Source organism: Rhodococcus sp. PSi06 (assembly GCF_054960675.1).
On sequence record NZ_JBHNYO010000011.1, the window covers coordinates 191718 to 215073 of the forward strand.

At 64.9% G+C, this 23356-nt stretch carries 21 protein-coding genes; 13 read left to right on the top strand and 8 right to left on the bottom strand.

Features of this window, described 5'->3' with window-relative positions; all coding sequences use genetic code 11:
• The first annotated feature begins 28 nt into the window (after nt 1–28).
• Entirely contained in the window at nt 29–787 is a 759-nt protein-coding gene (locus ACFI9K_RS16185) for an SDR family oxidoreductase (RefSeq protein ID WP_462664440.1), read from the top strand.
• On the opposite strand, the gene ACFI9K_RS16190 is transcribed toward ACFI9K_RS16185, so the two are convergent.
• The 3 genes from ACFI9K_RS16190 to ACFI9K_RS16200 are packed head-to-tail and all read right to left on the bottom strand — an operon-like array spanning nt 788 to nt 3058.
• Nucleotides 788–1033: a DUF2630 family protein gene (locus ACFI9K_RS16190; protein ID WP_462664441.1), complete on the bottom strand. Its 246-nt coding sequence runs from the start codon at nt 1031–1033 to the stop codon at nt 788–790.
• Between the two features lie 16 nt (nt 1034–1049).
• Nucleotides 1050–2297 carry a hypothetical protein gene (locus tag ACFI9K_RS16195; RefSeq protein WP_462664442.1) on the bottom strand — a complete coding sequence of 416 codons (1248 nt, stop codon included), beginning with the start codon at nt 2295–2297 and terminating at the stop codon, nt 1050–1052.
• On the bottom strand, nt 2294–3058 hold the full coding sequence (locus tag ACFI9K_RS16200; protein ID WP_462664443.1) for a crotonase/enoyl-CoA hydratase family protein: 765 nt from the start codon (nt 3056–3058) through the stop codon (nt 2294–2296). Before ACFI9K_RS16200 ends, ACFI9K_RS16195 begins: the two co-directional genes overlap by 4 nt.
• Nucleotides 3059–3120: 62 nt before the next feature.
• Between ACFI9K_RS16200 and ACFI9K_RS16205 the strand changes: the two genes are divergently transcribed.
• Nucleotides 3121–3723, top strand: a complete 603-nt coding sequence (locus tag ACFI9K_RS16205; RefSeq protein WP_462664444.1) for a TetR/AcrR family transcriptional regulator — start codon at nt 3121–3123, stop codon at nt 3721–3723.
• Nucleotides 3710–5326, top strand: a complete 1617-nt coding sequence (locus tag ACFI9K_RS16210) for an acyl-CoA dehydrogenase family protein (RefSeq protein WP_462664445.1) — start codon at nt 3710–3712, stop codon at nt 5324–5326. Before ACFI9K_RS16205 ends, ACFI9K_RS16210 begins: the two co-directional genes overlap by 14 nt.
• 54 nt (nt 5327–5380) lie before the next feature.
• Here ACFI9K_RS16210 and ACFI9K_RS16215 read toward each other — a convergent pair whose 3' ends face one another.
• Complete coding sequence (locus ACFI9K_RS16215) at nt 5381–6349, bottom strand: type IV toxin-antitoxin system AbiEi family antitoxin domain-containing protein (protein ID WP_462664446.1); 969 nt, start codon at nt 6347–6349, stop codon at nt 5381–5383.
• Nucleotides 6350–6477: 128 nt separating this feature from the next.
• Entirely contained in the window at nt 6478–8127 is a 1650-nt protein-coding gene (gene pgi, locus ACFI9K_RS16220; protein ID WP_462664447.1) for a glucose-6-phosphate isomerase, read from the bottom strand.
• An 82-nt stretch (nt 8128–8209) separates the two neighbouring features.
• Here pgi and ACFI9K_RS16225 point away from each other — a divergent pair, with 82 nt between their 5' ends.
• Entirely contained in the window at nt 8210–9661 is a 1452-nt protein-coding gene (locus ACFI9K_RS16225; RefSeq protein WP_462664448.1) for an NAD-dependent succinate-semialdehyde dehydrogenase, read from the top strand.
• 44 nt (nt 9662–9705) lie between these two features.
• On the opposite strand, the gene ACFI9K_RS16230 is transcribed toward ACFI9K_RS16225, so the two are convergent.
• On the bottom strand, nt 9706–9996 hold the full coding sequence (locus tag ACFI9K_RS16230) for a chorismate mutase (RefSeq protein ID WP_462664449.1): 291 nt from the start codon (nt 9994–9996) through the stop codon (nt 9706–9708).
• Between the two features lie 332 nt (nt 9997–10328).
• Between ACFI9K_RS16230 and ACFI9K_RS16235 the strand changes: the two genes are divergently transcribed.
• Nucleotides 10329–12824: a UvrD-helicase domain-containing protein gene (locus ACFI9K_RS16235; RefSeq protein ID WP_462664450.1), complete on the top strand. Its 2496-nt coding sequence runs from the start codon at nt 10329–10331 to the stop codon at nt 12822–12824.
• Nucleotides 12825–12891: 67 nt separating this feature from the next.
• On the opposite strand, the gene ACFI9K_RS16240 is transcribed toward ACFI9K_RS16235, so the two are convergent.
• Nucleotides 12892–13902, bottom strand: a complete 1011-nt coding sequence (locus ACFI9K_RS16240) for a M23 family metallopeptidase (protein ID WP_462664451.1) — start codon at nt 13900–13902, stop codon at nt 12892–12894.
• A gap of 232 nt (nt 13903–14134) precedes the next feature.
• On the opposite strand from ACFI9K_RS16240, the gene ACFI9K_RS16245 reads away from it, so the two are divergent.
• From ACFI9K_RS16245 to sucD, 3 genes are all read left to right on the top strand, one after another.
• Entirely contained in the window at nt 14135–16000 is a 1866-nt protein-coding gene (locus ACFI9K_RS16245) for a hypothetical protein (RefSeq protein WP_462664452.1), read from the top strand.
• Between the two features lie 146 nt (nt 16001–16146).
• A complete protein-coding gene (gene sucC, locus ACFI9K_RS16250) occupies nt 16147–17310 on the top strand; it encodes an ADP-forming succinate--CoA ligase subunit beta (protein WP_032377331.1) in 1164 nt (387 codons plus the stop codon).
• Nucleotides 17311–17318: 8 nt separating this feature from the next.
• On the top strand, nt 17319–18230 hold the full coding sequence (gene sucD / locus ACFI9K_RS16255; protein ID WP_057479197.1) for a succinate--CoA ligase subunit alpha: 912 nt from the start codon (nt 17319–17321) through the stop codon (nt 18228–18230).
• Between the two features lie 126 nt (nt 18231–18356).
• Here sucD and ACFI9K_RS16260 read toward each other — a convergent pair whose 3' ends face one another.
• Complete coding sequence (locus ACFI9K_RS16260; protein WP_462664453.1) at nt 18357–18530, bottom strand: hypothetical protein; 174 nt, start codon at nt 18528–18530, stop codon at nt 18357–18359.
• A gap of 155 nt (nt 18531–18685) precedes the next feature.
• Between ACFI9K_RS16260 and ACFI9K_RS16265 the strand changes: the two genes are divergently transcribed.
• From ACFI9K_RS16265 to ACFI9K_RS16285, 5 genes are all read left to right on the top strand, one after another.
• A complete protein-coding gene (locus tag ACFI9K_RS16265) occupies nt 18686–19174 on the top strand; it encodes a hypothetical protein (protein ID WP_462664454.1) in 489 nt (162 codons plus the stop codon).
• Nucleotides 19175–19184: 10 nt separating this feature from the next.
• Nucleotides 19185–19526: a DUF2200 domain-containing protein gene (locus tag ACFI9K_RS16270; protein WP_462664455.1), complete on the top strand. Its 342-nt coding sequence runs from the start codon at nt 19185–19187 to the stop codon at nt 19524–19526.
• A gap of 65 nt (nt 19527–19591) precedes the next feature.
• Nucleotides 19592–20815, top strand: coding sequence for an acyl-CoA dehydrogenase family protein (locus ACFI9K_RS16275; RefSeq protein WP_462664456.1), 1224 nt, complete (start codon nt 19592–19594; stop codon nt 20813–20815).
• Between the two features lie 35 nt (nt 20816–20850).
• Nucleotides 20851–21975, top strand: a complete 1125-nt coding sequence (sfnG, locus tag ACFI9K_RS16280) for a dimethylsulfone monooxygenase SfnG (protein ID WP_462664457.1) — start codon at nt 20851–20853, stop codon at nt 21973–21975.
• A 95-nt stretch (nt 21976–22070) separates the two neighbouring features.
• Nucleotides 22071–23288, top strand: coding sequence for a DUF5336 domain-containing protein (locus ACFI9K_RS16285; RefSeq protein ID WP_462664458.1), 1218 nt, complete (start codon nt 22071–22073; stop codon nt 23286–23288).
• Nucleotides 23289–23356: the final 68 nt, after the last annotated feature.

The window sequence follows — 23356 nt, forward strand, 5'->3', positions numbered from 1 at the left end:
CCTCCACAGTGACATAGGCTCGCCGCTTATGGCGACCACTCGGAACAAGATTCTGATCACCGGAGCGAGCTCGGGCCTCGGAGAAGAAATGGCCAGACGGTTCGCCGCGATGGGTCGCGATCTGGCGCTGTGTGCCAGGCGGGTGGAGCGACTCGACGAACTTCGCGTCGAGTTGATGCACCGGAACCCGAACATCACCGTCGGCGTCCGTGCTCTCGACGTCACCGATCACGATGCGGTGGGCGAGGTGTTCGGTGCGTTGCGAGACGAATTGGGGGGCCTCGACCGAGTGATCGTCAACGCCGGCCTCGGTAAGGGCGCGAAGATCGGTACGGGTCGGGCCGAGGCCAACCTGCAGACCGCGCGCACCAATTTCGTCGGGGCCCTGTCGCAGGCCGAGGCCGCATTGTCGATCTTCCGGCAGCAGCGCCGCGGGCACCTGGTGTTCGTCTCGTCCATCAGCGCAGACCGGGGGCTGCCGGGAGCGAAAGCTGCCTACTCGGCGAGCAAAGCGGCAGTGGCGTCGCTGGGGGAGTCTCTGGCCACCGAACTGGCCCGAACCGATATCGCCGTCACGACTCTGCTGCCGGGTTTCATCGCCACCGACATGTCCGCCAACGCGGGCGACAGTGCCGCTCTCACAGCCACTCTGGACCAGGGGGTCACCGCCATGGTCGACGCGATCGAGAGCGAAACCCGCCGCGCCGCGCTGCCCGGCCTCAAGTGGCGGGGCATCGACGCGGCGCTGCGGTTTCTGCCGAACGTGTTGACGGATCGAATGGTGTAGCTACTGCAAGTAACCCTCGACCTGGTTGACGCTGTTGGCGGTTGCTGTGTCGGGATCCTTGCCCGCGTCGATGCGCGCGCGGCGCTGGCGAAGCAGGTCCCAACACTGATCGAGGGCGTGCTCGAGGGAGGCCAGTTCGGCCTTCTCGGTGCTCGGGTCGATCTCGCCGGCCTGGCTCTCGCTGCGGAGCTTGTGCTCGGTGGCAATGAGCTGCTGGATCTTGGTGTGGATATCGTGCTCGTTCATGGCGACCACGGTAGACCTACCAAGGTTTACCGGCCAGGTTTCGCCGTGCGAGAGCTCGCTGCAGAGCCGAGGCGAGCTCGCCGGGCGATCCGACCAGGGCGTCGTCGGTGCACACCAGCGAGAGCGTGTAGATGCCGTTCAGCCTGGAGATGTAGGTCGACATGCCGACGGTGGACTCGGTGCCCTGCAGATCGGGATGGATCGCCCGAGTGGCCAGTCCGCTCGAACGGTGCGGGCCGAGGGCCGTGACGCCGGTGGGGATATCACCGATGTTGGAGCACAACACTTCTCCGCGTCCCGGAGTCGACGTCAACTTCGCGGCCAGGCGGTGGGGCAGCAGCTGAACGATCTCCGGGGGATAACCGGCCGGAGCTCCGACGGGAGCTCCGAAGGCCGCTTTGCAGGCGATTCGGATGTCGGCGGGCGAATCGTCTCCACGGACCGCGACGGTAGCCATGCCGATCGAGTTGGCATCACCGGATCCGGTTCGGAAAGGGATGTCGACGGTCACGGCGGGTGATCCGAGTTCACTCATCGTGGCAGCTGCGACGGACACGAACAGGGAGTTGGCCGAACCCCCGACGCGTTCCGCCGCCGAATCCCATTCGGCAGCATCGATATCCACGATCACCGTGTGCATGTGCCGTGCTCGATGCGCAGTGACGCCGGTATCGGCGGTGGTGAACGCGCGCAGTTCGGCTCGCGCCTTCTTGCTGACCCACAGCTTCGCCGTCGCCGCGATGGATCGGACCAGAACGGTCAGGATCATCCGGATCGCGTCGGCAGCATCCGAGCCCGGATGCGGCACGGTCCTGGGCATCCTGGGATTGGAGAACGCTTGTGCAGCAGCCTCTATCAGGCCCCGCGCATCGGCCAGAGCGTGCGAGCACACCAAAGACACCACGGTTCCGCCGTGCGCGAGGGGAGCGGCCGTCAGTCGCCAGCCGGGTCCGTACTGCGGGTCGAGCGGTACGTCGGCTTGTGTATCGGCCCATCCGGCGACGTCGTCGACCGCTTCGGTGGCGTACTCGAGCGGTAGCGACTCCGGTGAGATGTCCCAGCGGAGCCTGGCACCGGGTACGCGGGGCTTGACGACTCTGCGGCCGAGCGGCCCGACCGCCAATTCTCGACGTACCCGGTCGAGTTCCTGCCTCGTCACCGTCTCGGTCGAACGCCAGATACCCTGCAGTGCAATGGGAGTGCCGTATCCACGGTGGGTGCGGAGGAAGATCTCGTCGATCACCGAGAGACGGGTCGAGATCACGGGCTCGGGGTACCGTGGCGTCCTGCACCCGAGACGAACTTGGCTGCGCCGGAGAGTGCGTCAGCGGTGATCGAGATGGCACCGTGTCGAAACTCGTTCTTCAGCGCCGCCTCTTCGTCCAGGCCGTCCTGCTCGAGCACGGACAAGCGGTCCTCGCGCATACAGGTCTGGGGTAGCAGGGCGAGTTCGGCAGCCAGGGCCTCTGCCTCGGAACGGGCCCGCCCCACCGGAACGACTCGAGTGATCAGCCCGATGTTCAGAGCTTCCTGCGCGTCGACGGCGCGACCGGTGAGGATCATGTCCATCGCCCGGCCGGTACCGACGATGCGCGGCAATCGCACTGTGCCGCCGTCGATCAGCGGAACACCCCAGCGGCGGCAGAACACCCCGAAGGTGGCGTCGTCCTCGGCGATGCGAAGATCGCACCACAGCGCCAGCTCGAGTCCACCGGCGACGGCATACCCGGAGACCGCCGCGATGACCGGCTTGGACAACCGCATTCGCGTCGGACCCATCGGCCCGTCGCCGTGTTCGGTGGCGTGGTTCGAGCGAGGTGTGCCCAGCGCTTCGAGGTCTGCTCCCGAGCAGAAGGTGCCTCCCTCGCCCCAGAGCACTGCTACCGACGCTGATTCATCGGCGTCGAACTCCTCGAACGCTTGGGTCAGCTCCTGCGCTGTGGGGCCGTCGACGGCGTTCCGCACCTCCGGGCGCGAGAGGACGATTGTGGTGACGGGGCCTGATCGTTCGATCCGTACCGGCATATTCGTGAAGCCTACTCGAGTTCTCTTGCGTGAAGCAATGAATCAGTGCTTCAATCCTTGACATGCCGTATCGCCGAACACCCGCGGTGCAAGCCAGACTCGACGCCGGTCGAGACAGGCTGTTCGCCGCAGCCATCGACGTGCTGTCGTTGCATGGCTACGCCGGACTGACGGTGGCCTCGGTCGCCGCGGCCGCAGGAGTATCCGCAGGCAGCGTCTACACCCACTTCGAGGGCAAGTCGGACCTGGTGGTCGCCATCTTCCGTGAAGTCTGCAGCCGGGAGGTGGCCGCCGTGATCGCCGTTGCCGAGCGCGGGAGTGCCGCCGAACGGGTGACGGCAGTGGTGGAGACCTTTGCCGGGCGTGCCCTGAAGAACCCGACGATGGCGTACGCGCTGCTGGCCGAACCGGTGGACCCCGCGGTCGACGCCGAGCGGTTGGTCTTCCGGCGGAAATTCACCGAGGCCTTCGCCGACGCGATCACTGCAGGCATCGCGGCCGGAGAGATCCCTGAGCAGGACACGGCACTCTCTGCGGCAGGTCTGGTCGGTGCCGTCGGCGAGGTACTGGTCGGTCCGCTGTCTGCACGTGAACCCGAGGACCCGGTGCCGGGTCTGGTCGCATTGTCGCTGCGCGCGTTAGGAGTTCGAGATGGACACGCATGAGGTATTCAACCAGGCCGTGAACCTGAGTCCGTACGACACGTCTGCGGATGTGTCGTTGCTCGACGGCCTGGAGCGGGCGGGCGGCGGGTGGGCGCTCGACGAGGTTCGGCAGTTGGGAGTGCTCGCCGGCGGAACGGTGGCCCAGGACTGGGGGCGGCTCGCCAACGAGAACCCGCCGGTGTTGAAGACTCACGATCGCTACGGTCATCGCATCGACGAGGTCGAGTTTCATCCGCACTGGCACGATCTGATGACCGTCGCCGTCGAACACGGGTTGCATGCCAGCCCCTGGACCGATGATCGCGTGGGTGCACACGTTGCCCGCGCCGCGAAGTTCTACGTGTGGGGACAGACCGATGCCGGGCACATGTGCCCGATCTCGATGACCTATGCCGTCGTTCCGGCATTGCGGCACAACCCATCTCTGGCTGCACAGTACGAGCCGCTGTTGGCCTCGCGGGAATACGACTTCGGTCTGCGGGTCCCGTCCGAGAAGCGTGGGCTGATCGCCGGTATGTCGATGACGGAGAAGCAGGGTGGCTCGGACGTTCGCGCCAACACCACCACTGCGACGCCGTCGTCGGACGGCACGTATTCGATCGTCGGTCACAAGTGGTTCACTTCTGCGCCGATGTCGGACATGTTCCTCACCCTGGCGCAGGCACCGGGTGGACTGTCGTGCTTCATGCTGCCGCGTGTTCTGCCCGACGGCACGCGTAATCGAATGACTCTGATGCGCCTGAAGGACAAGCTGGGGAACAAGTCCAACGCATCCGGTGAACTCGAGTACCACGGGGCGACCGGGTGGCTCGTGGGCGAAGAGGGTCGCGGAGTGCGCACCATCATCGAGATGGTCAACATGACCAGGCTGGACTGCGTCATAGGATCCGCGGCAGGAATTCGGAACGCCACCGTTCGCGCGGTTCACCACGCACGCCACCGAGCGGCGTTCGGCGCTACGCTGATCGATCAGCCGCTGATGCGAAATGTATTGGCAGACTTGACCATCGAATCCGAGGCCGCGACGGTCGCAATGATTCGGCTGGCCCAGGCCACCGACGGATCGGCTCGAGGCGACGAGCAGGAGAGCGCGTTGCGCAGGATCGCGTTGGCCATCACCAAGTACTGGGTGTGCAAGCGGGCACCGGCGCACGCTGCCGAAGCGCTCGAATGTCTCGGTGGCAACGGCTACGTGGAGGAATCGGGGATGCCCCGGTTGTTCCGCGAATCGCCGCTGATGTCGATCTGGGAAGGGTCAGGCAATGTTGCCGCACTCGATTCCCTGCGCGCATTGGCACGTCAACCGGACAGCGTCGAGGCATTCTTCGGCGAGATCGGCCAAGCGTCGGGCGTGGATTCTCGACTGGACGACGCGATAGCGCGGGTCGGCAAAGAGCTCTCCGACACCTCCGACATGGAATACCGAGCCAGGCGAGTCGTCGAGCTTATGGCGCTGACCTTCCAAGGCGCGCAACTGGTGATGCACGGCAATCCCGCTGTGGCCGATGCCTTCTGCGCCACTCGACTCGACCGCGACTGGGGCATTGCCTTCGGCACCCTGCCGACGGGAGTCGATACGGCGGCGGTGTTGGCGCGGGTGTGATTTTCGGATGGATCGGCTCCCCACATTTGGAAATGTGCCGCCGATCGGAGTCGGTTATCCGAAACTGGGGAGCTGATTCCCCGCCAGGCGCTGGTCTCCGAACCACCCGGCAGGCTGAGGGAGGGCTGCTGCGCGGGCACGGGCGTGCTCGAAGCGGCGCAGCAGAGCTCGCGGATCGTCCAAGTCTCGCCAATTCCAGCGCACCACAACCCACCCGAGATCTCGGAGTCTGTCCTCACGGTACTTCTCGTCGAGGAGTACCCGCTTGGAGTCGTACTTGGATTCGCCGTCGAACTCGCCGATCACTTTCCATTCCCAGAACAGGAAGTCGACTCGTCCGACGAATCGACCTGCCCCGTCGTACACCCATTGATTGAGCAGTGGTGTAGGCAAGGGAAGCGTCTCGAACAGCATGCGACTTCTGGATTCGCCGACGCTCTCGCTCCGTCCGCTCATCAGCGGCACCGCGCGCCGGGCGGCGGCGATGCCGGTACGAAAGCGAGCCGACTCCACCGCCGTCGAGAGGGCATCGGGATCGGTGTGGCCCGATTTGAGCGCACTGTCGCCCACACACACGGCTCGTTCCACACTGGTGGTGCGGGCGATGTCGACGATGGTGCGGGCTGCCGTAGTGACCGCCAGACCGTTGACCGTCGTACGTTCGGTGGGATCCAGCGCGGTGCCGTGCAGGATTCGTAGCGGCCGACGCTTGCTTGCGTAGTCGAGACCGTGCGTCATGTGCACCTTGTCCAGCGGAAGCTGCCAGATGTCGAAGCCCCACGCAATTGCGGCCGAAACATGGCTGAGCACTTCGCCCTGCGGTGCGGATCGCAAGTAGGACCGTGCGAGCAGCGAGTGACGTTCTGTCGGACTCGACGACTGCATCACCGCGCCCGGTACGTAGAAACCTGGTCGCAGGACCGACAGCTCACCGGTGCGGCGGAGTCGGCGCAAGTCGTCGTCGGTCAGTCCGAACGCGAGCGCATCGGCACGCGTGAACAGATCCGTCTGGGGTAAGTCCATGACTGCTTGGACGCGCGGACCGTCGACCAGGATCCGTTCCCCACGAAAAAGCTCCCCAGTTTTGGATTTCCGACGCCGATCGGAGGCACATTTCCAAAACTGGGGAGCTGATTCGCAGCCGAAGCGGACTAAGCCGAACGACCCCGCTGCGATCGGTACCAGCGCACCAGGGCGTCGGTGGATGAATCCGATTGCGCGGCAGGCGCTTCGGTATCGGTGAGCACCGGGGTCAGTTCGAGGGCCTGGGTCTTACCGAGTTCGACGCCCCACTGGTCGTAGGAGTCGACACCCCAGATGACGCCTTCGACGAAGACCTGATGCTCGTAGAGGGCGATCAACTGGCCGACGACCGACGGGGTGAGCTTGGGGGCGAGAATCGAGGTGGACGGTCGATTACCGGGCATCACCTTGTGCGGCACCACATCTGCCGGTGTGTCCTCGGCCGCGATCTCCTCGGCGGTCTTGCCGAAGGCGAGCACCTTGGTCTGTGCGAAGAAGTTGCTCATCAACAGGTCGTGCATCGAGCCGCTGCCGTCGCGGGTGGGCAGATCGTCGGTGGGCTCGGCGAAGCCGATGAAGTCTGCCGGTACCAAACGTGTTCCTTGGTGGAGCAATTGGTAGAAGGCATGCTGGCCGTTGGTGCCCGGCTCGCCCCAGAAGATTTCGCCGGTGGAGGTGGTGACGGGGGAGCCGTCGGCCTTGACGGACTTGCCGTTGGACTCCATGGTGAGCTGCTGCAGGTAGGCCGCGAAGCGCGAGAGGTCATTCGAATACGGCAGTACCGCACGGGTTTCCGCGCCGAAGAAGTTGCTGTACCACAGGCCGATGAGGCCGAGTAGAACCGGCGCGTTCTCGGCGAGCGGCGTCGACCGGAAGTGCTCGTCGATGCGATGGAAGCCGTCGAGGAATTCAGCGAATGCCTCTTTACCCACAACGGCCATGACCGACAACCCGATTGCCGAGTCCACGGAGTAGCGTCCGCCCACCCAGTCCCAGAAGCCGAACATGTTGTCGGTGTCGATGCCGAAGTCCGCGACTCGCTCGGCGTTGGTGGACACGGCGACGAAGTGCTTGGCGACGGCGTCCTCACCGAGTGCGTCGACGAGCCAGCGGCGGGCCGCGGTAGCGTTGGTCAACGTTTCGAGGGTGGAGAACGTCTTGGACGCGATGATGAACAGCGTCGACGCCGGATCGAGTCCGTCGAGTGCGCCGACGAGATCGGCGGGGTCGACGTTGGAGACGAACTTCGCGGAGATCCCCGCGTCGGCGTAGTGGCGCAGTGCGTTGTACACCATGACCGGACCCAGATCGGATCCGCCGATGCCGATGTTGACGACGGTGGAGATCTTCTCTCCGGTGGCACCTACCCACTCGCCCGAGCGCACCCGATCGGTGAATTCGCCCATGGCCGTGAGGACTTCGTGTACGTCGGCGACGACGTCCTGGCCGTCGACGGTCAACGACGCGTCGGCCGGAAGCCGCAGTGCGGTATGCAGAACAGCGCGATCCTCGGAGGTGTTGATGTGCGAGCCTGCGAACATGGCGTCGCGCTTGCCTTCGACGTCTGCGGTGCGAGCCAGTTCGATCAGCAGGGCGAGAGTCTCGCTGGTGACGCGGTGCTTGCTGTAGTCGATGTGCAGATCGGCGGCATCGAGGGTGAACGTGCGCGCGCGGTCGGCGTCCTCGGCGAACAGCGTCCGAAGATGAGTATCGGCGATCGTGGAGTGGTGATCGGTCAGTTTCTGCCAGGCATCCGTGCCGGTGATATCGACGCTCATACGAACCAACAGTAATGCCGTGCCGAGTCGCGCGCGCGACGTTTGTCGTTTGCGTCAGGGGTTGCGGAGGCATCATGGACGTATGGACCAACGTGCATTGATCGAATCGATTCCGGCAAAACTGTGGATCGGCGGCAAGGCCGTCGACGCGGAGGGAGGCAAGACGTTCGCGGTGAACGATCCCGCTACGGGTAAGCCGCTGACCGAGGTCGCCGACGCGTCCCCGGCCGACGCGATGAAGGCCCTCGACGCGGCCGCTGCGGCGCAGAAGAGTTGGGCGGCAACACCTGCTCGTGAGCGCAGCGAGATCCTGCGGGCGGCGTTCGAGAAGGTCACCGAGCGCGCCGACGACATCGCGCTGCTCATGACTCTGGAGATGGGCAAGGCCCTGGCCGAGTCCAAGGCCGAGGTCAAATACGGTGCCGAGTTCTTCCGGTGGTTTGCCGAGGAAGCGGTGCGCATCGGCGGTCGCTACACCCCGGCCCCGGCGGGCAACGGTCGCATTCTGGTGACCAAGGCTCCCGTCGGCCCGGTACTGGCGATCACCCCGTGGAACTTCCCGTTGGCGATGGGCACCCGAAAGATCGGGCCCGCTCTGGCCGCCGGCTGCACCATCGTGGTCAAGCCGGCCCGGGAGACCCCGCTGACCATGCTGTTGCTGGCCCAGATCTTCGACGAGGTGGGTCTGCCTGAGGGTGTGCTCTCGGTGCTCACGACATCGAAGTCCGGCGACGTCACCGGGCCCCTGCTCGAAGACCCACGGTTGCGCAAGCTCACCTTCACCGGCTCGACGGGAGTCGGCAAATCGCTCGTCGAGAAGTCCGCGACGAGGTTGCTGCGGACGTCCATGGAACTCGGTGGCAATGCCCCGTTCGTCGTGTTCGACGACGCGAACATCGACGACGCGGTGGACGGCGCGATGCTGGCGAAGATGCGCAACGGCGGAGAGGCCTGCACTGCGGCGAACCGGCTGCACGTGCACAACAGCGTGCGCGAGGAGTTCACCACCAAGTTGGTGGCAAGGATGTCCGAGATGAAGCTCGGACCCGGCGTCGATCCCGATACCAAGCTCGGACCGCTGATCAACGCGGACCAGCTCGACACGGTCCAGGAGCTCGTCGACGACGCAGTCCAGCAGGGTGCGACCGTCGCGCTCGGCGGTAGCGCACCGGGCGGCGACGGCTACTTCTACCCGGCGACCGTGCTGACCGACGTACCGGCGAACGCCCGGATCCTGAAGGAGGAGGTGTTCGGCCCGGTGGCACCGATCGTCGGCTTCGACACCGAGCAGGAAGGTATCGACGCGGCCAACGCCACCGAGTACGGCCTGGCGTCGTACATCTACACAGAAAGCCTGGACCGCGCGCTACGGGTGGCCGACGCCATCGACAGCGGCATGGTGGGCGTCAACCGCGGAGTGATCTCGGACGCGGCAGCGCCGTTCGGTGGAGTCAAGGAATCGGGATTCGGCCGCGAGGGCGGATCCGAAGGAATCGAGGAGTACCTCGAAACCAAGTACATCGCATTGAAGTAGAACGTCGGTTGGGCGTGCGCGTTGCGCGCCCAACCGGGGGGCGATCAGTGGCCGAGGCGACCGCGACCGAGGCGGAGCAGGAGCATGGCCAGCGTGTGGCCTTCCTGACCGAGGCTGCTGAAACGCTCCAGGACCTTCATCTCGCGGCTGTGCACCAGACGCGGACCGCCCGAGGCCATCCGGGTGCGTCCGATGATCTGCGAGACCTCGGAACGACGCTTGATGGCCGTCAGGATCTCGGCGTCCAAACGGTCGATTTCTTGGCGCAAATCGTTGATTTCGGCCTCGCTCGAAGGCACTGCAATCTCTGAATCGGTCTTCGTCGTCATGGCCATCGTCTCTCCTCGGGTCACATCTTGGATCGTTGCGTCGTCCGTCACCGTTACGCCTCTCGTATTCGGAACTGCGTCGCTCGGCGGCTCGGTTCCCGCTCGAATTTCTGCCCGGACCTTTCCAGCCCCCGCCTGGAACCAGGGGGCGTCGACTCTATCGACAGGCTCCTGCGCGTGTGGCCGAGGAGCGGCAGACCCGACGCAGGCTACGACGTACGGTTTTTTCGATCACCGATCCAGTGTGCCACGGGCCGATCGTCCTGAAAAGTCGTCGGGCCTGGGCCGGGACCACGCGATATGGGTTTGTCGGTACGCGCCGGTAACCTGACCTGACGATGAACACATTCCTCCAAGGCCTCGCGTCCCGTAAGAACGCTGCGTCCGATGCGCTGCTGGAGGGGCTCAATCCTCAGCAGCGTGAGGCCGTCGTGCACACCGGATCGCCGCTGCTCATCGTGGCCGGAGCCGGGTCGGGCAAGACCGCGGTGCTGACCCGTCGTATCGCGTATCTGCTCGCCGAACGAGGTGTGTCGCCCGGTCAGGTTCTGGCCATCACGTTCACCAACAAGGCCGCCGCCGAGATGCGCGAGCGCGTTGCCGGCTTGGTGGGACCGCGAGCCAACGCGATGTGGGTGTCGACGTTCCACTCGAGCTGTGTGCGGATTCTGCGGGCGCAGGCCGCACTGCTGCCGGGTCTGAACTCGAACTTCTCGATCTACGACGCCGACGACTCACGTCGATTGCTGACGATGATCTCCAAGGATCTGCAGATCGACACCAAGAAGTTCTCCGCGCGACTGCTGTCCACGGCCATCTCCAACCTCAAGAACGAGTTGATCGGCCCGGACAAGGCCGCCGAGGACGCCGACGGCGATCCTGCCGAGCTGCCGCGGCTCGTCGCGAAGGTATACGGCATCTACCAGCAGCGTCTGCGTGCGGCCAATGCCATGGACTTCGACGACCTCATCGGTGAGACCGTGGGAATCCTGCAGGCCTTTCCTCAGGTGGCTCAGTACTACCGACGACGGTTCCGGCACGTACTGGTCGACGAGTATCAGGACACCAACCACGCCCAGTACATGTTGGTTCGCGAACTCGTGGGCACCCCCGATGCAGACGGCGCGCTCGAGGGAACCGTCGCTCCGGGTGAACTGTGCGTGGTGGGCGACGCCGATCAGTCCATCTACGCCTTCCGCGGCGCGACCATTCGAAACATCGAGGAATTCGAGCGCGACTACCCCGACGCTCGCACCATTCTGCTCGAGCAGAACTACCGATCGACGCAGAACATCCTGTCGGCCGCCAACGCGGTCATCTCGCGCAACGTCGGCCGACGCGAGAAGAAGTTGTGGACCGATACCGGCGAGGGCGAGCTGATCGTCGGCTACGTCGCAGACAACGAGCACGACGAAGCGTCGTTCGTGGCCTCGGAGATCGACCGACTCGTCGACGGCGGAGATGTGCGGTTCGACGAGGTGGCTGTCTTCTATCGCACCAACAACTCCTCGCGTGCGCTCGAAGAGATCTTCATCCGACTCGGTCTGCCCTACAAGGTCGTCGGCGGCGTCCGCTTTTACGAGCGCAAGGAAGTCCGCGACCTGGTGGCGTACCTGCGGGTGCTGTCCAACGAGGACGACACGGTCAGCATGCGACGGATCCTCAATACTCCGCGGCGCGGTATCGGTGACCGTGCCGAGGCCTGCGTGGCCGTGCATGCCGAGCAGCGAGACATCAGCTTCTCGCGAGCGCTGCACGACGCGGCCGCGGGCAAGGTGGCGTTGCTCAACTCCCGGCAACAGAAACTGATCGCGCAGTTCATGGAATTGCTCGACGAACTGCGAGCAGTACTCACCGCGACGGACGGCGACGGTAACGACATCGCCGATATCGGGGACGTGGTCGAAGCAGTTCTGGACCGCACCGGTTACCGAGCCGAGCTCGAGGCCAGCAGCGACCCACAGGACGGTGCCCGCCTGGACAACTTGAACGAACTCGTCAGCGTGGCACGGGAGTTCACCTCCGAGGCACGCAACCAAGCTGCAGTGGCCGAGGAGGCGCTCGAGACAGGCGACGACCGAAGCGAGGACGACGGAGGCGTCGACGGATTGGCCGAACCGGGATCACTCGCTGCATTCCTCGAACGGGTTTCTCTGGTTGCCGATACCGATCAGATTCCCGACTCGGGCACCGGAGTCGTGACTCTGATGACCCTGCACACCGCCAAGGGACTGGAGTTCCCGGTCGTGTTCGTCACCGGGTGGGAAGACGGCCAGTTCCCACACATGCGAGCACTGGGAGACCCCAACGAGCTGTCTGAGGAACGACGCCTGGCGTACGTGGGTATCACGCGCGCACGGCAGCGGCTCTACCTCACCCGCGCGATCATGCGCTCGGCGTGGGGCCAGCCCATTGCGAACCCGGAATCGCGCTTCCTGCAGGAGGTTCCGCAACATCTGATCGATTGGCGACGCGAGGACCCCGGCACCGGGGGCGGTCGCGCGATCGGAGGTGGACGGTCCGGCAGCTACGGCTCGAACAGTTACGGCTCGAACAGCTACGGTTCGGGCGGCGGATACGGAGGCTCAGGCGGTTTCGGTTCATCGGGCTCGTCCCGTGGCCAGGGCTCGTCGCCCAGTTTCGGTGCCGCCAAGGGCCGCAACTCCAATCTCGTTCTTGCCGTAGGGGATCGAGTCAGTCACGACAAGTACGGGCTGGGCACGGTGCTGGAGTCGACCGGTGCCGGAGTCAAGGCGATGGTGCTGATCGACTTCGGTTCGGCCGGTCGCGTCAAGATGATGCTCATCGGTGGAGTTCCGATGACGAAGCTGTAAGAGGCCGGGAACGAAAAAGCCGGGCCCTGCGAGAGCGGGGTCCGGCTTGTTGTGCAGTGAGAGAGAGTCAGTCCATCTCGGGTCCGAGGGAGATTCCTCGGGAAGCGAGCCAGGGCAGTGGGTCGATCTTGACCTCGCCCGGGAGGTGGACCTCGAAGTGCAGGTGCGGGCCGGTGGAGAAGCCCCGGTTGCCCATGCGTGCGATTTGATCGCCGGCCATGACGTCCTGGCCCACGGTGACGGTGGAGCTGTCGATGTGGCCGTAGACGGTGATGGTGCCGTCGGCGTGCTGCAGTCGTACCCACATGCCGAAGCCTGCGGCCGGACCGGAGTCGATGACCTTGCCGTCAGCTACCGCGTAGATCGGAGTTCCGATGGCATTGGCGACGTCGACACCGGCGTGGAGAACGCCCCAGCGAGTGCCGAAGTTGGAGGTGTAAGTGCCCTGTGCGGGGAGAGCGAACAACGGCCGGCGTGCTGCCGCTTCACGTGCGGCACGCTCGTCGCTGAAGCGCTGACCCTTGGCGAGTAGGTCGTTGAACTGACTGAGATCGGCCGGTGCTGCGACGCTGAGGATCTGCGGTGCCTGTGACGGAGCCGTGCTCGACGAGTCCGTGTCGAGTGCGGTGGCTTGCGGGGCGGTGGTGGCTGCGACCGCTGCGGCGGCGGGTGCCTCACCTGCGGCGAGTGCGTACTCGGAGGTGGCGACTGCGGCGGGCGAGTCGTCGTTGATGACGGCCTGGCCTGCAGCTACGACGGCACCGGCGGCCACAGCCAGGACTGCAGCGCGACCCTTGAGGGCGCTGGGAGGAAGTGGGATTCGGTGGGCTCCACCGCGACGAGCCACGGGGGTGGCGTCTGCGGTGGTCGCGAAGGTCGTGACGACGGTCGGTGCTTCGTCGGCTGCGACGTAGGCGGTGTCGACGAACTCGGCCTCGGCGTACTGGTACGCGGGGTAGGAGTACGCGTCGTATGCGCTGTCGGCGTCGGCAGGCTCGTAGCTGTAGACCGTGGTCGCTTCTTCAACGTCAGGTCGGGAGAACCGGCTGGAAGTGAAGGACGCACGGTGTTGCTGCAAGACCTTCGACCTCCGATATCCGTGACCTGGCTGTTACTGAATGACCTCGCAGACGGTAACGAAACGATTGCGGGGCGCGCAAGTTAACAGCCCAAACTGGGAGGATATGTGAGATGGCTCACAGGATCACCAGTGCTTATGTGGTGACGAGCCACATCCGCAATCGGACACCCGGGCGGCATGACGCGACAGTAACGGTTCTCGCGCCCGTCGAGCCGATACCGTGACCCGAATGCCGACTCCCACCTTCGACGATTCGTCCGCTCGCGGTTCCGAGCGCGCGGAACCGACACGAATCGAGCCGCTGGATGCGCCGAGCGAACGAGCGGACGATCCATCTCCCACCTCTCGCTTCGCAGTTGCACTCGTCTTCGCTCTGGTCGCCGCGGCTGCCGGAGTGGCGGCCCAGCTGATCGGCGTCGTGCAGAGCGCCGACGGTTCGCCGGTGGGCAGCGGCGTGGCGTCGGCCGCCGTTGTCGGGGTCGCTCTTCCGGTCCTGGTTGCCGTCATCGCAGCCGTGGGCGCGGCCACGCGGCGCATCGAGTTCGCCGCGGCACTGCTGGCCGGGTACGGCGCGGTGGCACTCGGAATCGCACTGCTGGACGTCGCGCTGCTGTCGGATCCGATCGACGCCAATCGGCTCGAGCTCTTCCGTCCTCTGAGCGCTGCCATGCTCGACGCCACCGCCGGCGCCCAGATTGTGCTCGTGGGTCACGCAGCGTCGGTTCTGGCGGGTGTTGCGGGGTGGTCGGCTGTGCACCGCGCCGGGCTGGGTGACGGGTACGGCCATTCGGTGTATTCCGAGAACGTGGGGCGCGCGGCGGCGGGTCGGGTCGGTCCTGCGCTCGGGGCGCTGCTCGGCGTCTTCGGTGTGCTTGCGGTCGTCGCGGCGTTCTCGTCGCTGTATCGCTCCGAAGACCCGGTGGTGCTCGTGTCCGCCGTCGTGGAGTCGCCGGTGTTCGTCGCGGTCGGATCCGGAGTCGTCGGCGTCGCGGTGCTCGTGGTGGTCGCGTCGGCGCTGGCCTCGCTGTCACCGTCCGTGGCGTCGGGCGCGTCCGTCGGAGCCGGAATCGGCATGCTGGGATTCGCGGGCGTCGGTCTGCTCGCCGGACTGGGTACCGGAGATCGGGTGAGTGCCGGTCTCGGCTCCTATCTGGGAACGGTGGCCGCGCTCGGACTGCTGCTCTGCGGCGCAGCACTCGCACCGGTCGCCGCTGCCCGAGACCGCCGCGCGCTGCAGGCAGCGCAGGAGCGTGAGAAGGGTGCCCGAGGTGGCCGCGGCGTGGTCGGTCCCGGATCGAACAAGTGGCATGCAGCGGCAGGTGGTGTCGGAGTTCTCGCCGGCGCGCTGTTCGTCGTCGGATCGTTGCTACCGATTCTCGAGACCGACTCGGGAACTGCCACCCCGCAGATCCTGGCCACTCGGGTGGTGTTGGTGGCCGGCTTCGTGATGGTGCTGGGGTCGGTACCACTGCTTTTCTCCGAGTTCGCTTCTGCCGCACGCCCGTTCGTATCGCTGTTCTGGCTCGCTGCGGTGTCCGCTGCGGCGTCGGTGTTGCAATCCGTCGTGCTCGCCGAGGATGTCGACGGCGTCGGTACCGGCTTCGGTGCGCTCGCCATTGCCGCGGGCGTCGTCGCCGCGGTGGTCACCGGACTGCTGGCCCTGTTCGCCGGATCGGCCGAACGCGACGACGTCGACACATCGGCGGACCCGTCGACCGACGGCGTCGTCCTGGGCACAGGGGTGGTCGGTGCTGTGCTCGTCGCCGTCGGTCTGGCGCTGCCGCTGTACCGGGGCAGTGATGTCACCGCCGCTACCGTCACGGAACTTCCGTGGGGCTGGGACACCTGGGGGCAGATGTTGCTCGCCGTCGGCGTGGTGGTCGCTGCTCTCGTCGCTGCGCGGGCTCGGGCCGCGCGCGGGAGTGTTCTGCTCGCGGCAGCGGCGGTCGCCGGCATCGTTCATCTCGCCTCGTGGCCGTTGACCTCTGCCCGTGCGAACGACGCGGAAATGGGACCCGCAATCCTGCCGTTGGTGGCGGGAATCGTCGTTCTCGGTGTCGCCGCGGCACTTTCGGCTCGACGCCCCGACCGGTGACGCCGGTGTCATCGAGCCCTAAGCGGTGAGATAGACCACATACCATCCATGCGCCCGATGCGCCGTCGGGGCACCTGGATAAAGTCCATGCTCAGACCCGCTCACACCCCTGGAGCGGGCGTCAACGTAGACGAGACGGTGAGCTGATGGATCTCTTCGAATACCAGGCGAAGGAATTGTTCGCCAAGCATGGCGTACCCACCTCCGCCGGTCGTGTCACCGACACGGTCGCCGGAGCAACACAGATTGCCGAAGAAATCGGCAAGCCAGTAATGGTCAAGGCGCAGGTCAAGGTCGGCGGCCGCGGCAAGGCCGGCGGCGTCAAGTACTCCAAGGACGTCGCAGCAGCCACCGAGAACGCAGAAGCGATTCTCGGACTCGACATCAAGGGCCATGTCGTCAAGAAGCTTCTCGTTGCAGAGGCCTCCGACATCGCCGAGGAGTACTACATCTCCTTCCTGCTCGATCGCACCAACCGCACCTACCTCGCGATGTGTTCGGTCGAGGGTGGAGTCGAGATCGAGGTGACGGCGGAGGAGAACCCCGACGCACTCGCACGTATCCCCGTCGACGCAGTCAAGGGCGTCGACCTCGCGTTCGCTCGTGAGATCGCCGAGAAGGGCAAGCTGCCCGCCGAGGTGCTCGACGCCGCTGCGGTGACCATCCAGAAGCTGTGGGAGGTCTTCATCAACGAAGACGCTCTCCTGGTCGAGGTCAACCCGCTGGTTCGCACCCCCGACGATCAGATCCTCGCCCTCGACGGCAAGGTCACGCTCGACGCCAATGCAGACTTCCGCCAGGCCGGCCACGCCGAGTTCGAGGACAAGGATGCAGCCGATCCCCTCGAGGCCAAGGCCAAGGAGAACGACCTCAACTACGTCAAGCTCGACGGACAGGTCGGCATCATCGGAAACGGTGCCGGACTGGTCATGTCGACCCTCGACGTCGTTGCATACGCAGGCGAGGCACACGGCGGCGTCAAGCCGGCCAACTTCCTCGACATCGGCGGCGGCGCTTCGGCCGAGGTCATGGCCGCAGGCCTCGACGTCATCCTCGGCGACGAGCAGGTCAAGAGCGTGTTCGTCAACGTCTTCGGTGGCATCACCGCGTGTGACGCAGTGGCCAACGGCATCGTCGGCGCGCTGAAGAAGCTGGGCGACGACGCCAACAAGCCGCTGGTAGTCCGTCTCGACGGCAACAAGGTCGAAGAGGGCCGCAAGATTCTCGCCGACGCCGCGCACCCGCTGGTGACGCTCGCCGGAACCATGGACGAGGGCGCCGACAAGGCCGCCGAGCTGGCAGCGAAGTAGAGGAAACAATGTCTATCTTTCTGAACAAGGACAACAAGGTCATCGTCCAGGGCATCACCGGCGGCGAAGGCACCAAGCACACCGCCCTGATGCTCAAGGCCGGCACCCAGGTCGTCGGTGGCGTCAACGCACGTAAGGCCGGAACCACGGTCAAGCACGTCGACGCCCAGGGCAACGACATCGAACTGCCGGTGTTCGCATCGGTCGCCGAGGCCATGGAGAAGACCGGAGCCGACGTGTCCATCGCGTTCGTGCCGCCGGCATTCTCCAAGGACGCCATCGTCGAAGCGATCGACGCGGAGATCCCGCTGCTCGTCGTCATCACCGAGGGCATCCCCGTGCAGGACTCCGCGTACGCGTGGGCCTACAACGTGGAGAAGGGCAAGAAGACCCGGATCATCGGTCCGAACTGCCCCGGAATCATCACTCCCGGTGAGGCATTGGTCGGCATCACGCCCGCCAACATCTCGGGAACCGGGCCCATCGGCCTGGTCTCCAAGAGTGGCACGCTGACCTACCAGATGATGTTCGAGCTCCGCGACTTCGGATTCTCGACGGCCATCGGCATCGGCGGCGACCCGGTCATCGGAACCACCCACATCGACGCCATCGAGGCGTTCGAGGCGGACCCCGACACCAAGATCATCGTCATGATCGGTGAGATCGGCGGCGACGCCGAAGAGCGTGCAGCCGACTACATCAAGGCCAACGTGACCAAGCCGGTCGTCGGCTACGTCGCAGGCTTCACCGCTCCCGAGGGCAAGACCATGGGCCACGCCGGCGCCATTGTCTCCGGCTCGCTGGGAACGGCGCAGGCGAAGAAGGACGCACTCGAGGCCGCAGGCGTCAAGGTCGGCAAGACGCCGTCCGAGACCGCTGCTCTCGCGCGCGAAATCCTGGAATCGCTGTCCGTCAAGTAGGACTCGTTTCATGAAAAAGCCCGCCACCGATTCGGTGGCGGGCTTTTTCGTGCGCCCCGCCCGCGTGAATGGACCATTGCATACGGCTCGGCGCGGCAATGTCACATCGACGCGGACCGGGCAGTGCTATTCGGTCTCGAACTTGTCCACCCGCCACAGGACGAACACTGTCATCGCTCCGAACAGCGCCGCCGCGACTGCGTAGTAGAGCGATTGGGAACTTCCTGCAGCCCAGGCCAAGACGATTGCGGACAGCAGAAACAGCGCGACTTTGAAGTACTCGAACCTCTTACGTGTCATGTCCTGCCCTCCCGTTCGACGATGTCGCGTCCATTCTTACTGAAAAGCGTTGCGTTGCATAGTAATTGATTGCCCATATCGCGGTAAAGAAAAGTCAATAGCGGAAGTAACAACCTCGTGCGACAATCGTTGCGACACCGTTCCGGGGAGGGCTGATGTCGAAATTTCTGCACCGTCTGTACCGACAGGGGTGGCACGCGGATCCCGCCGTACGGCCGGTCGGCCGGTTGATGATCGCGGCCATGGTTGTCTCGTGTCTGTATGCACTCGCTTCCGTGGCGCTGGCGAAGTCGCTGGCAGACTTCCAGATGCATCGACAGGGCATGGACAACGGGTCCCTTCCGGTCTCGGCGAAGGCGATCGTCTACGGGGCCTACTCGCTGCGGGTGATCACAGTGGTCAGCCTGATCTTCGGCTACTCGTATCTCGTCCAGCGGCTGTCCGAGCGCTCCCCGTCGCAACATCGAGTCCTGCTGAGCTGGAGCATCTTCGGGGTCGCCGCCTACTCCTACTTGATCTTCACCCCGAATCTCCCGTGGACCCACGTGGTGCAGGCGGTACAGGTGGTCATTCTGCTGACGGTGGCAGTGCTGCTGTTCACGCCGCGTGTGCGGGCCTACTTCGCGGACGCGTCGGTGGACTAGATTCATCTCCGTGCACAACATCTTCACCACCGCCTTCGTGACGGTCCATCGGCTCTACATCAAGAAGGTGGAGCCAAAGGGCCGCACCGAAGCGGAGGTCGACGAGATCATCCGGTGGCTCACCGGATTCGATCAAGCGACGCTGCAGGAACATCTCGAGGGCGAGACAACGTTCGAGGACTTCTTCGCCGCGGCGAACCTGAACCCGAACGCGGAGCTGATCACCGGAGTCGTCTGCGGCATTCGCGTCGAGAACGTCGAGGATCCGCTGATGAAGAAGATTCGGCTACTGGACAAGCTCATCGACGAACTCGCCAAAGGTAAGGCAATGGAGAAAATTCTGCGCGGATGACCGGGTTGGAATCACGCTGATCGGAAGTGTGGTCACAGGCTTCGAGCAAGACTTCACTGTGCTGCATGACTACGACAGAAAATCGTTCACTCGCCAAGAGCTGGCCCGACGCTCCCACCACTGCCGCAGGATGGGTCTCCCGCGCAGGTGAAGTAGCTCAGCTTCTCGCCGTCGACGCCGTCGCCCGCGACAAGGGTCGTGAGCTTCCGTCCGCCGAGGTTCAGCTGCTCAAGGATGCCGGGCTCGTCACCCTGCTCGGACCCGTCGAGCATGGGGGCGGCGGTCAGGATTGGCCGACGGCATATCAGGTGATTCGCACCGTCTCCAAGGCCGACGGTTCCATCGGCCAGCTGTTGGGCTACCACCTTCTCTGGTTCTGGGCAGCCCGGTTGGTCGGCACGCCCGAGCAGATCGAGGCCGTGGAAGCCGACGCCACGAAGAACAAGTGGTTCTTCGGCGGTGCCGTCAACCCTCGCGACAACGACGTCTCCGTCACCGACGAGGGCGACACCATCGTGTTCGACGGCTCCAAGACGTTCTCCACCGGCAGTCGCGTCTCGGATGTGACCGTGCTCGAGGGTGCCCTCGAAGGCAGCACCGACCACGTGTTCGCGATCGTGCCGTCCAACATCGAGGGCTTGTCCTTCCATGACGACTGGGACAACATCGGCCAGCGTCAGACCGAGAGTGGCAGCGTCACGATCGACAAGGTCCGGGTCGACTGGGCCAGCGCAGCGGGGTTCGTGGACAAAGCTTTTCAGCCCCGCGTCTACAACACGCTCAACGTTCCGACCATTCAGTTGGTGTTCGTCAACTTCTACCTCGGGATCGCGCGGGGTGCGCTCGAGGAGGCCGCGTCGTACACCAAGGACAAGACCCGAGCGTGGCTGCACAGCACCGTGGACAAGGCCGTCGACGAGCCGTACATCATCGACATCTACGGCGACTTGACCTCCAAGCTCTGGGCCGTCGAAGCCCTGGCCGATGCGGTGGCTCTGGAAGGGCAGAAGATCCACGACAACGCGTGGAACGTCACCGCCGAGGAACGCGGTGACCACGAGGTGCGGGTGGCCGCCGTCAAGGCTCGCGCAACCGAGGTCTCGCTCGAGATCACCTCGACGGTGTTCGAGGCGCTCGGAGCACGTGCGACGGCCAGCAAATACGGCTTCGATCGCTTTTGGCGTAACGTGAGGACACACACATTGCATGACCCGGTCGCTTACAAGCGACGTGAGGTCGGGCGCTGGGTGCTGACGGGCGAGCTGCCCGAGCCCACCTGGTACTCGTAAGTACATCTCTTCCTCGATTGAAGGACGACGCACACATGAGCACCGAAAAGATCACCGACGCAATCAAGTTTGCGTACTGGGTCCCGAATGTCTCGGGAGGTCTGGTCACCAGCACCATCGAGCAGCGCACCAGCTGGGACTACGAATACAACAAGAAGCTGGCGCAGACCGCCGAGAACAACGGCTTCGAATACGCGCTCAGCCAGGTGCGATACGAGGCCAGCTACGGCGCGGAGTTCCAGCACGAGTCCACCAGCTTCTCGTTGGCATTGCTGTTGGCCACCGAAAGACTGAAAGTCATTGCCGCAGTGCATCCCGGACTGTGGCAGCCGGCCGTGCTGGCCAAGCTCGGGGCGACGGCCGACCACCTCTCGAACGGTCGCTTCGCCGTCAACGTGGTCAGTGGCTGGTTCAAGGACGAGTTCACCCACCTCGGTGAGCCGTGGCTCGAACACGACGAAAGATACCGTCGCAGTGCAGAATTCCTGCAGGTGCTGCGCAAGATCTGGACCGAGGACGACGTCGATTTCCGCGGGGACTTCTACCGGATTCACGACTTCACTCTCAAGCCCAAGCCTCTCAACACTCCGGACCGGCCCAACCCGGAACTGTTCCAGGGCGGCAATTCGTCTGCAGCACAAGAAAATGCCGGCCGATACTCGGATTGGTACTTCAGCAACGGCAAGGACTTCGACGGCGTCACCGAGCAGCTCGACAATCTCCGTCGCGTCGCGCGCGATCACCAGCGCGAGGTGAAGTTCGGCCTCAACGGGTTCATCATTGCTCGGGATACCGAGAAGGAAGCCCGAGACACGTTGCGCGAGATCATCGAGAAGGCCAACAAGCCGGCCGTCGAAGGTTTCAAGGGCGCTGTGCAGCAGGCAGGCAGCTCGACCGGCGACAAGAAGGGGATGTGGGCAGATTCGTCGTTCGAGGATCTCGTGCAGTACAACGACGGGTTCAAGACGCAGCTGATCGGCACTCCGGAACAGGTGGCCGAGCGAATCGTCGCCTACCGTCGCCGCGGCGTCGACCTCATCCTCGGCGGGTTCCTGCACTTTCAGGAAGAAATCGAGTACTTCGGCGCGAAGATTCTTCCTCTCGTTCGTGAGCTCGAAGCTGCCGAGTCGAAGGACGAGGAGCTGGTCGCGGCTCGTTGACCTGGAGTGCCGTGGTCGGTCGGGTGTGTGCAGTAGCGTGAGTCGACAGCACCCGACCGACCCTGGGTACGTAACTATCAGGATGAGGAGACGCGATGACCTACTCGCCCGGCAGCCCCGAAAGCGGGGGCTCCAACTCTGGTGGCTACGGCGGAGGCGGTCCGTCCTACGGCCCGTCCTCCTCGCCGAATCAGCCTCCGTCACCTGCCCAGAGCCATGGTCAACAAGGCGGTCAACAAGGCGGTCAACAGGGCCAGCCATTCCATCAACCGACGGTGTCCAATCCTTTCGGACCTCCGGTGTCCGGCACCTCGGCGCCGGGTGCGCCAGGAACATCGGGGCCGGGATCGGCTGCACCGGAACGTAAGTCGCCCGGTGCAGGGCTGGCGAACCTGCCGAAGATCCTGACCTTCGCGGTGCTCGGCCTCGGTATCGTCAACTTCCTGCTCGGATTGCTCGATCTCGTCACCGCCGAAGTGAGCTCTGCGCAGGAATTGCCCAGCAGCATCCAGACCTCGTTCAGCACCACGTTCTTCGCCTCCGGTGGTAGCGCGGTGTCGGTGGCGCTGTTGCTCGCAGCCGGCTTGATCGCGGGAGCGTCGCTGCTGCAGAAGGACGCCAGGAACCAGGCCGTGGTTGCGGCCCTGGCGATCGCCGGCTTCCTGGTGTTGGTCTTCCAGTCGTTCAGTCTTCCGAACGCGGAAGGCAACGAATTCGCCAGCACCACCAGCTCGCTCGGAATCGGCGCCATCCTGGTGCTCGTCCTGGGCTTCGTTCAGGCAGCAGCCGCTGTGGTGGCGTTGCTGCTCGACGCGGGCATCGTCAAGGCTCCGACGCCCAAGCCCGCAAGCTTCGGCGGTCAGAACCAGCAGCCCGGCTACGGCCAGCAGAACCCGTACAACGCGCCGACGACCTCGTTCGGGGGACCGTCGCAGCCGCAGAACTACAGCAATCCGCCGTCCTACGGGCAGGCTCCGGGAACGCCCTCGAACTACGGCCAGGCTCCGAGTGGGCAGGCGTCGGGGCAGCACTCGTACAGCCCGGGTGGGCAGCCGCCGTACGGCAGCCAGTCTGCGCCCAACACGTCGCCCCAGGGCGGTTACTCGCCGCCGCCGTACACCGGTCCCAGTACTCCCGCCACGGGTCAGCCGTACCCGCAGAATCAGTATCAGTACGGCCAGCCGTCGTCGGGCTACGGGCAGCCGCCGAAGTCCGAGGAGTCCGGTTCGGGAGATCAGTCGACGCCGTACGGCGCGCCCACGCAGTCTTTCGGTACCACTCCGGCTACTGACGACGAGAACAAGCGCGACTGATTCAGGCATCACAATCACCTTCGCGGGGGGGGGGGGGGGGGGGGGGGGGGGGGGGGGGGGGGGGGGGG

What these genes read in the sequence shown, in the direction of transcription:
- ACFI9K_RS16185 (WP_462664440.1), top strand. Translation starts at nt 29, where the DNA reads ATGGCGACCACTCGGAACAAGATTCTGATCACCGGAGCGAGCTCGGGC.
- ACFI9K_RS16190 (WP_462664441.1), bottom strand. Translation starts at nt 1,033, where the DNA reads ATGAACGAGCACGATATCCACACCAAGATCCAGCAGCTCATTGCCACC.
- ACFI9K_RS16200 (WP_462664443.1), bottom strand. Translation starts at nt 3,058, where the DNA reads ATGCCGGTACGGATCGAACGATCAGGCCCCGTCACCACAATCGTCCTC.
- ACFI9K_RS16205 (WP_462664444.1), top strand. Translation starts at nt 3,121, where the DNA reads ATGCCGTATCGCCGAACACCCGCGGTGCAAGCCAGACTCGACGCCGGT.
- ACFI9K_RS16210 (WP_462664445.1), top strand. Translation starts at nt 3,710, where the DNA reads ATGGACACGCATGAGGTATTCAACCAGGCCGTGAACCTGAGTCCGTAC.
- ACFI9K_RS16215 (WP_462664446.1), bottom strand. Translation starts at nt 6,349, where the DNA reads ATGGACTTACCCCAGACGGATCTGTTCACGCGTGCCGATGCGCTCGCG.
- pgi (WP_462664447.1), bottom strand. Translation starts at nt 8,127, where the DNA reads ATGAGCGTCGATATCACCGGCACGGATGCCTGGCAGAAACTGACCGAT.
- ACFI9K_RS16225 (WP_462664448.1), top strand. Translation starts at nt 8,210, where the DNA reads ATGGACCAACGTGCATTGATCGAATCGATTCCGGCAAAACTGTGGATC.
- ACFI9K_RS16230 (WP_462664449.1), bottom strand. Translation starts at nt 9,996, where the DNA reads ATGGCCATGACGACGAAGACCGATTCAGAGATTGCAGTGCCTTCGAGC.
- ACFI9K_RS16235 (WP_462664450.1), top strand. Translation starts at nt 10,329, where the DNA reads ATGAACACATTCCTCCAAGGCCTCGCGTCCCGTAAGAACGCTGCGTCC.
- ACFI9K_RS16245 (WP_462664452.1), top strand. Translation starts at nt 14,135, where the DNA reads ATGCCGACTCCCACCTTCGACGATTCGTCCGCTCGCGGTTCCGAGCGC.
- sucC (WP_032377331.1), top strand. Translation starts at nt 16,147, where the DNA reads ATGGATCTCTTCGAATACCAGGCGAAGGAATTGTTCGCCAAGCATGGC.
- sucD (WP_057479197.1), top strand. Translation starts at nt 17,319, where the DNA reads ATGTCTATCTTTCTGAACAAGGACAACAAGGTCATCGTCCAGGGCATC.
- ACFI9K_RS16260 (WP_462664453.1), bottom strand. Translation starts at nt 18,530, where the DNA reads ATGACACGTAAGAGGTTCGAGTACTTCAAAGTCGCGCTGTTTCTGCTG.
- ACFI9K_RS16265 (WP_462664454.1), top strand. Translation starts at nt 18,686, where the DNA reads ATGTCGAAATTTCTGCACCGTCTGTACCGACAGGGGTGGCACGCGGAT.
- ACFI9K_RS16275 (WP_462664456.1), top strand. Translation starts at nt 19,592, where the DNA reads ATGACTACGACAGAAAATCGTTCACTCGCCAAGAGCTGGCCCGACGCT.
- sfnG (WP_462664457.1), top strand. Translation starts at nt 20,851, where the DNA reads ATGAGCACCGAAAAGATCACCGACGCAATCAAGTTTGCGTACTGGGTC.
- ACFI9K_RS16285 (WP_462664458.1), top strand. Translation starts at nt 22,071, where the DNA reads ATGACCTACTCGCCCGGCAGCCCCGAAAGCGGGGGCTCCAACTCTGGT.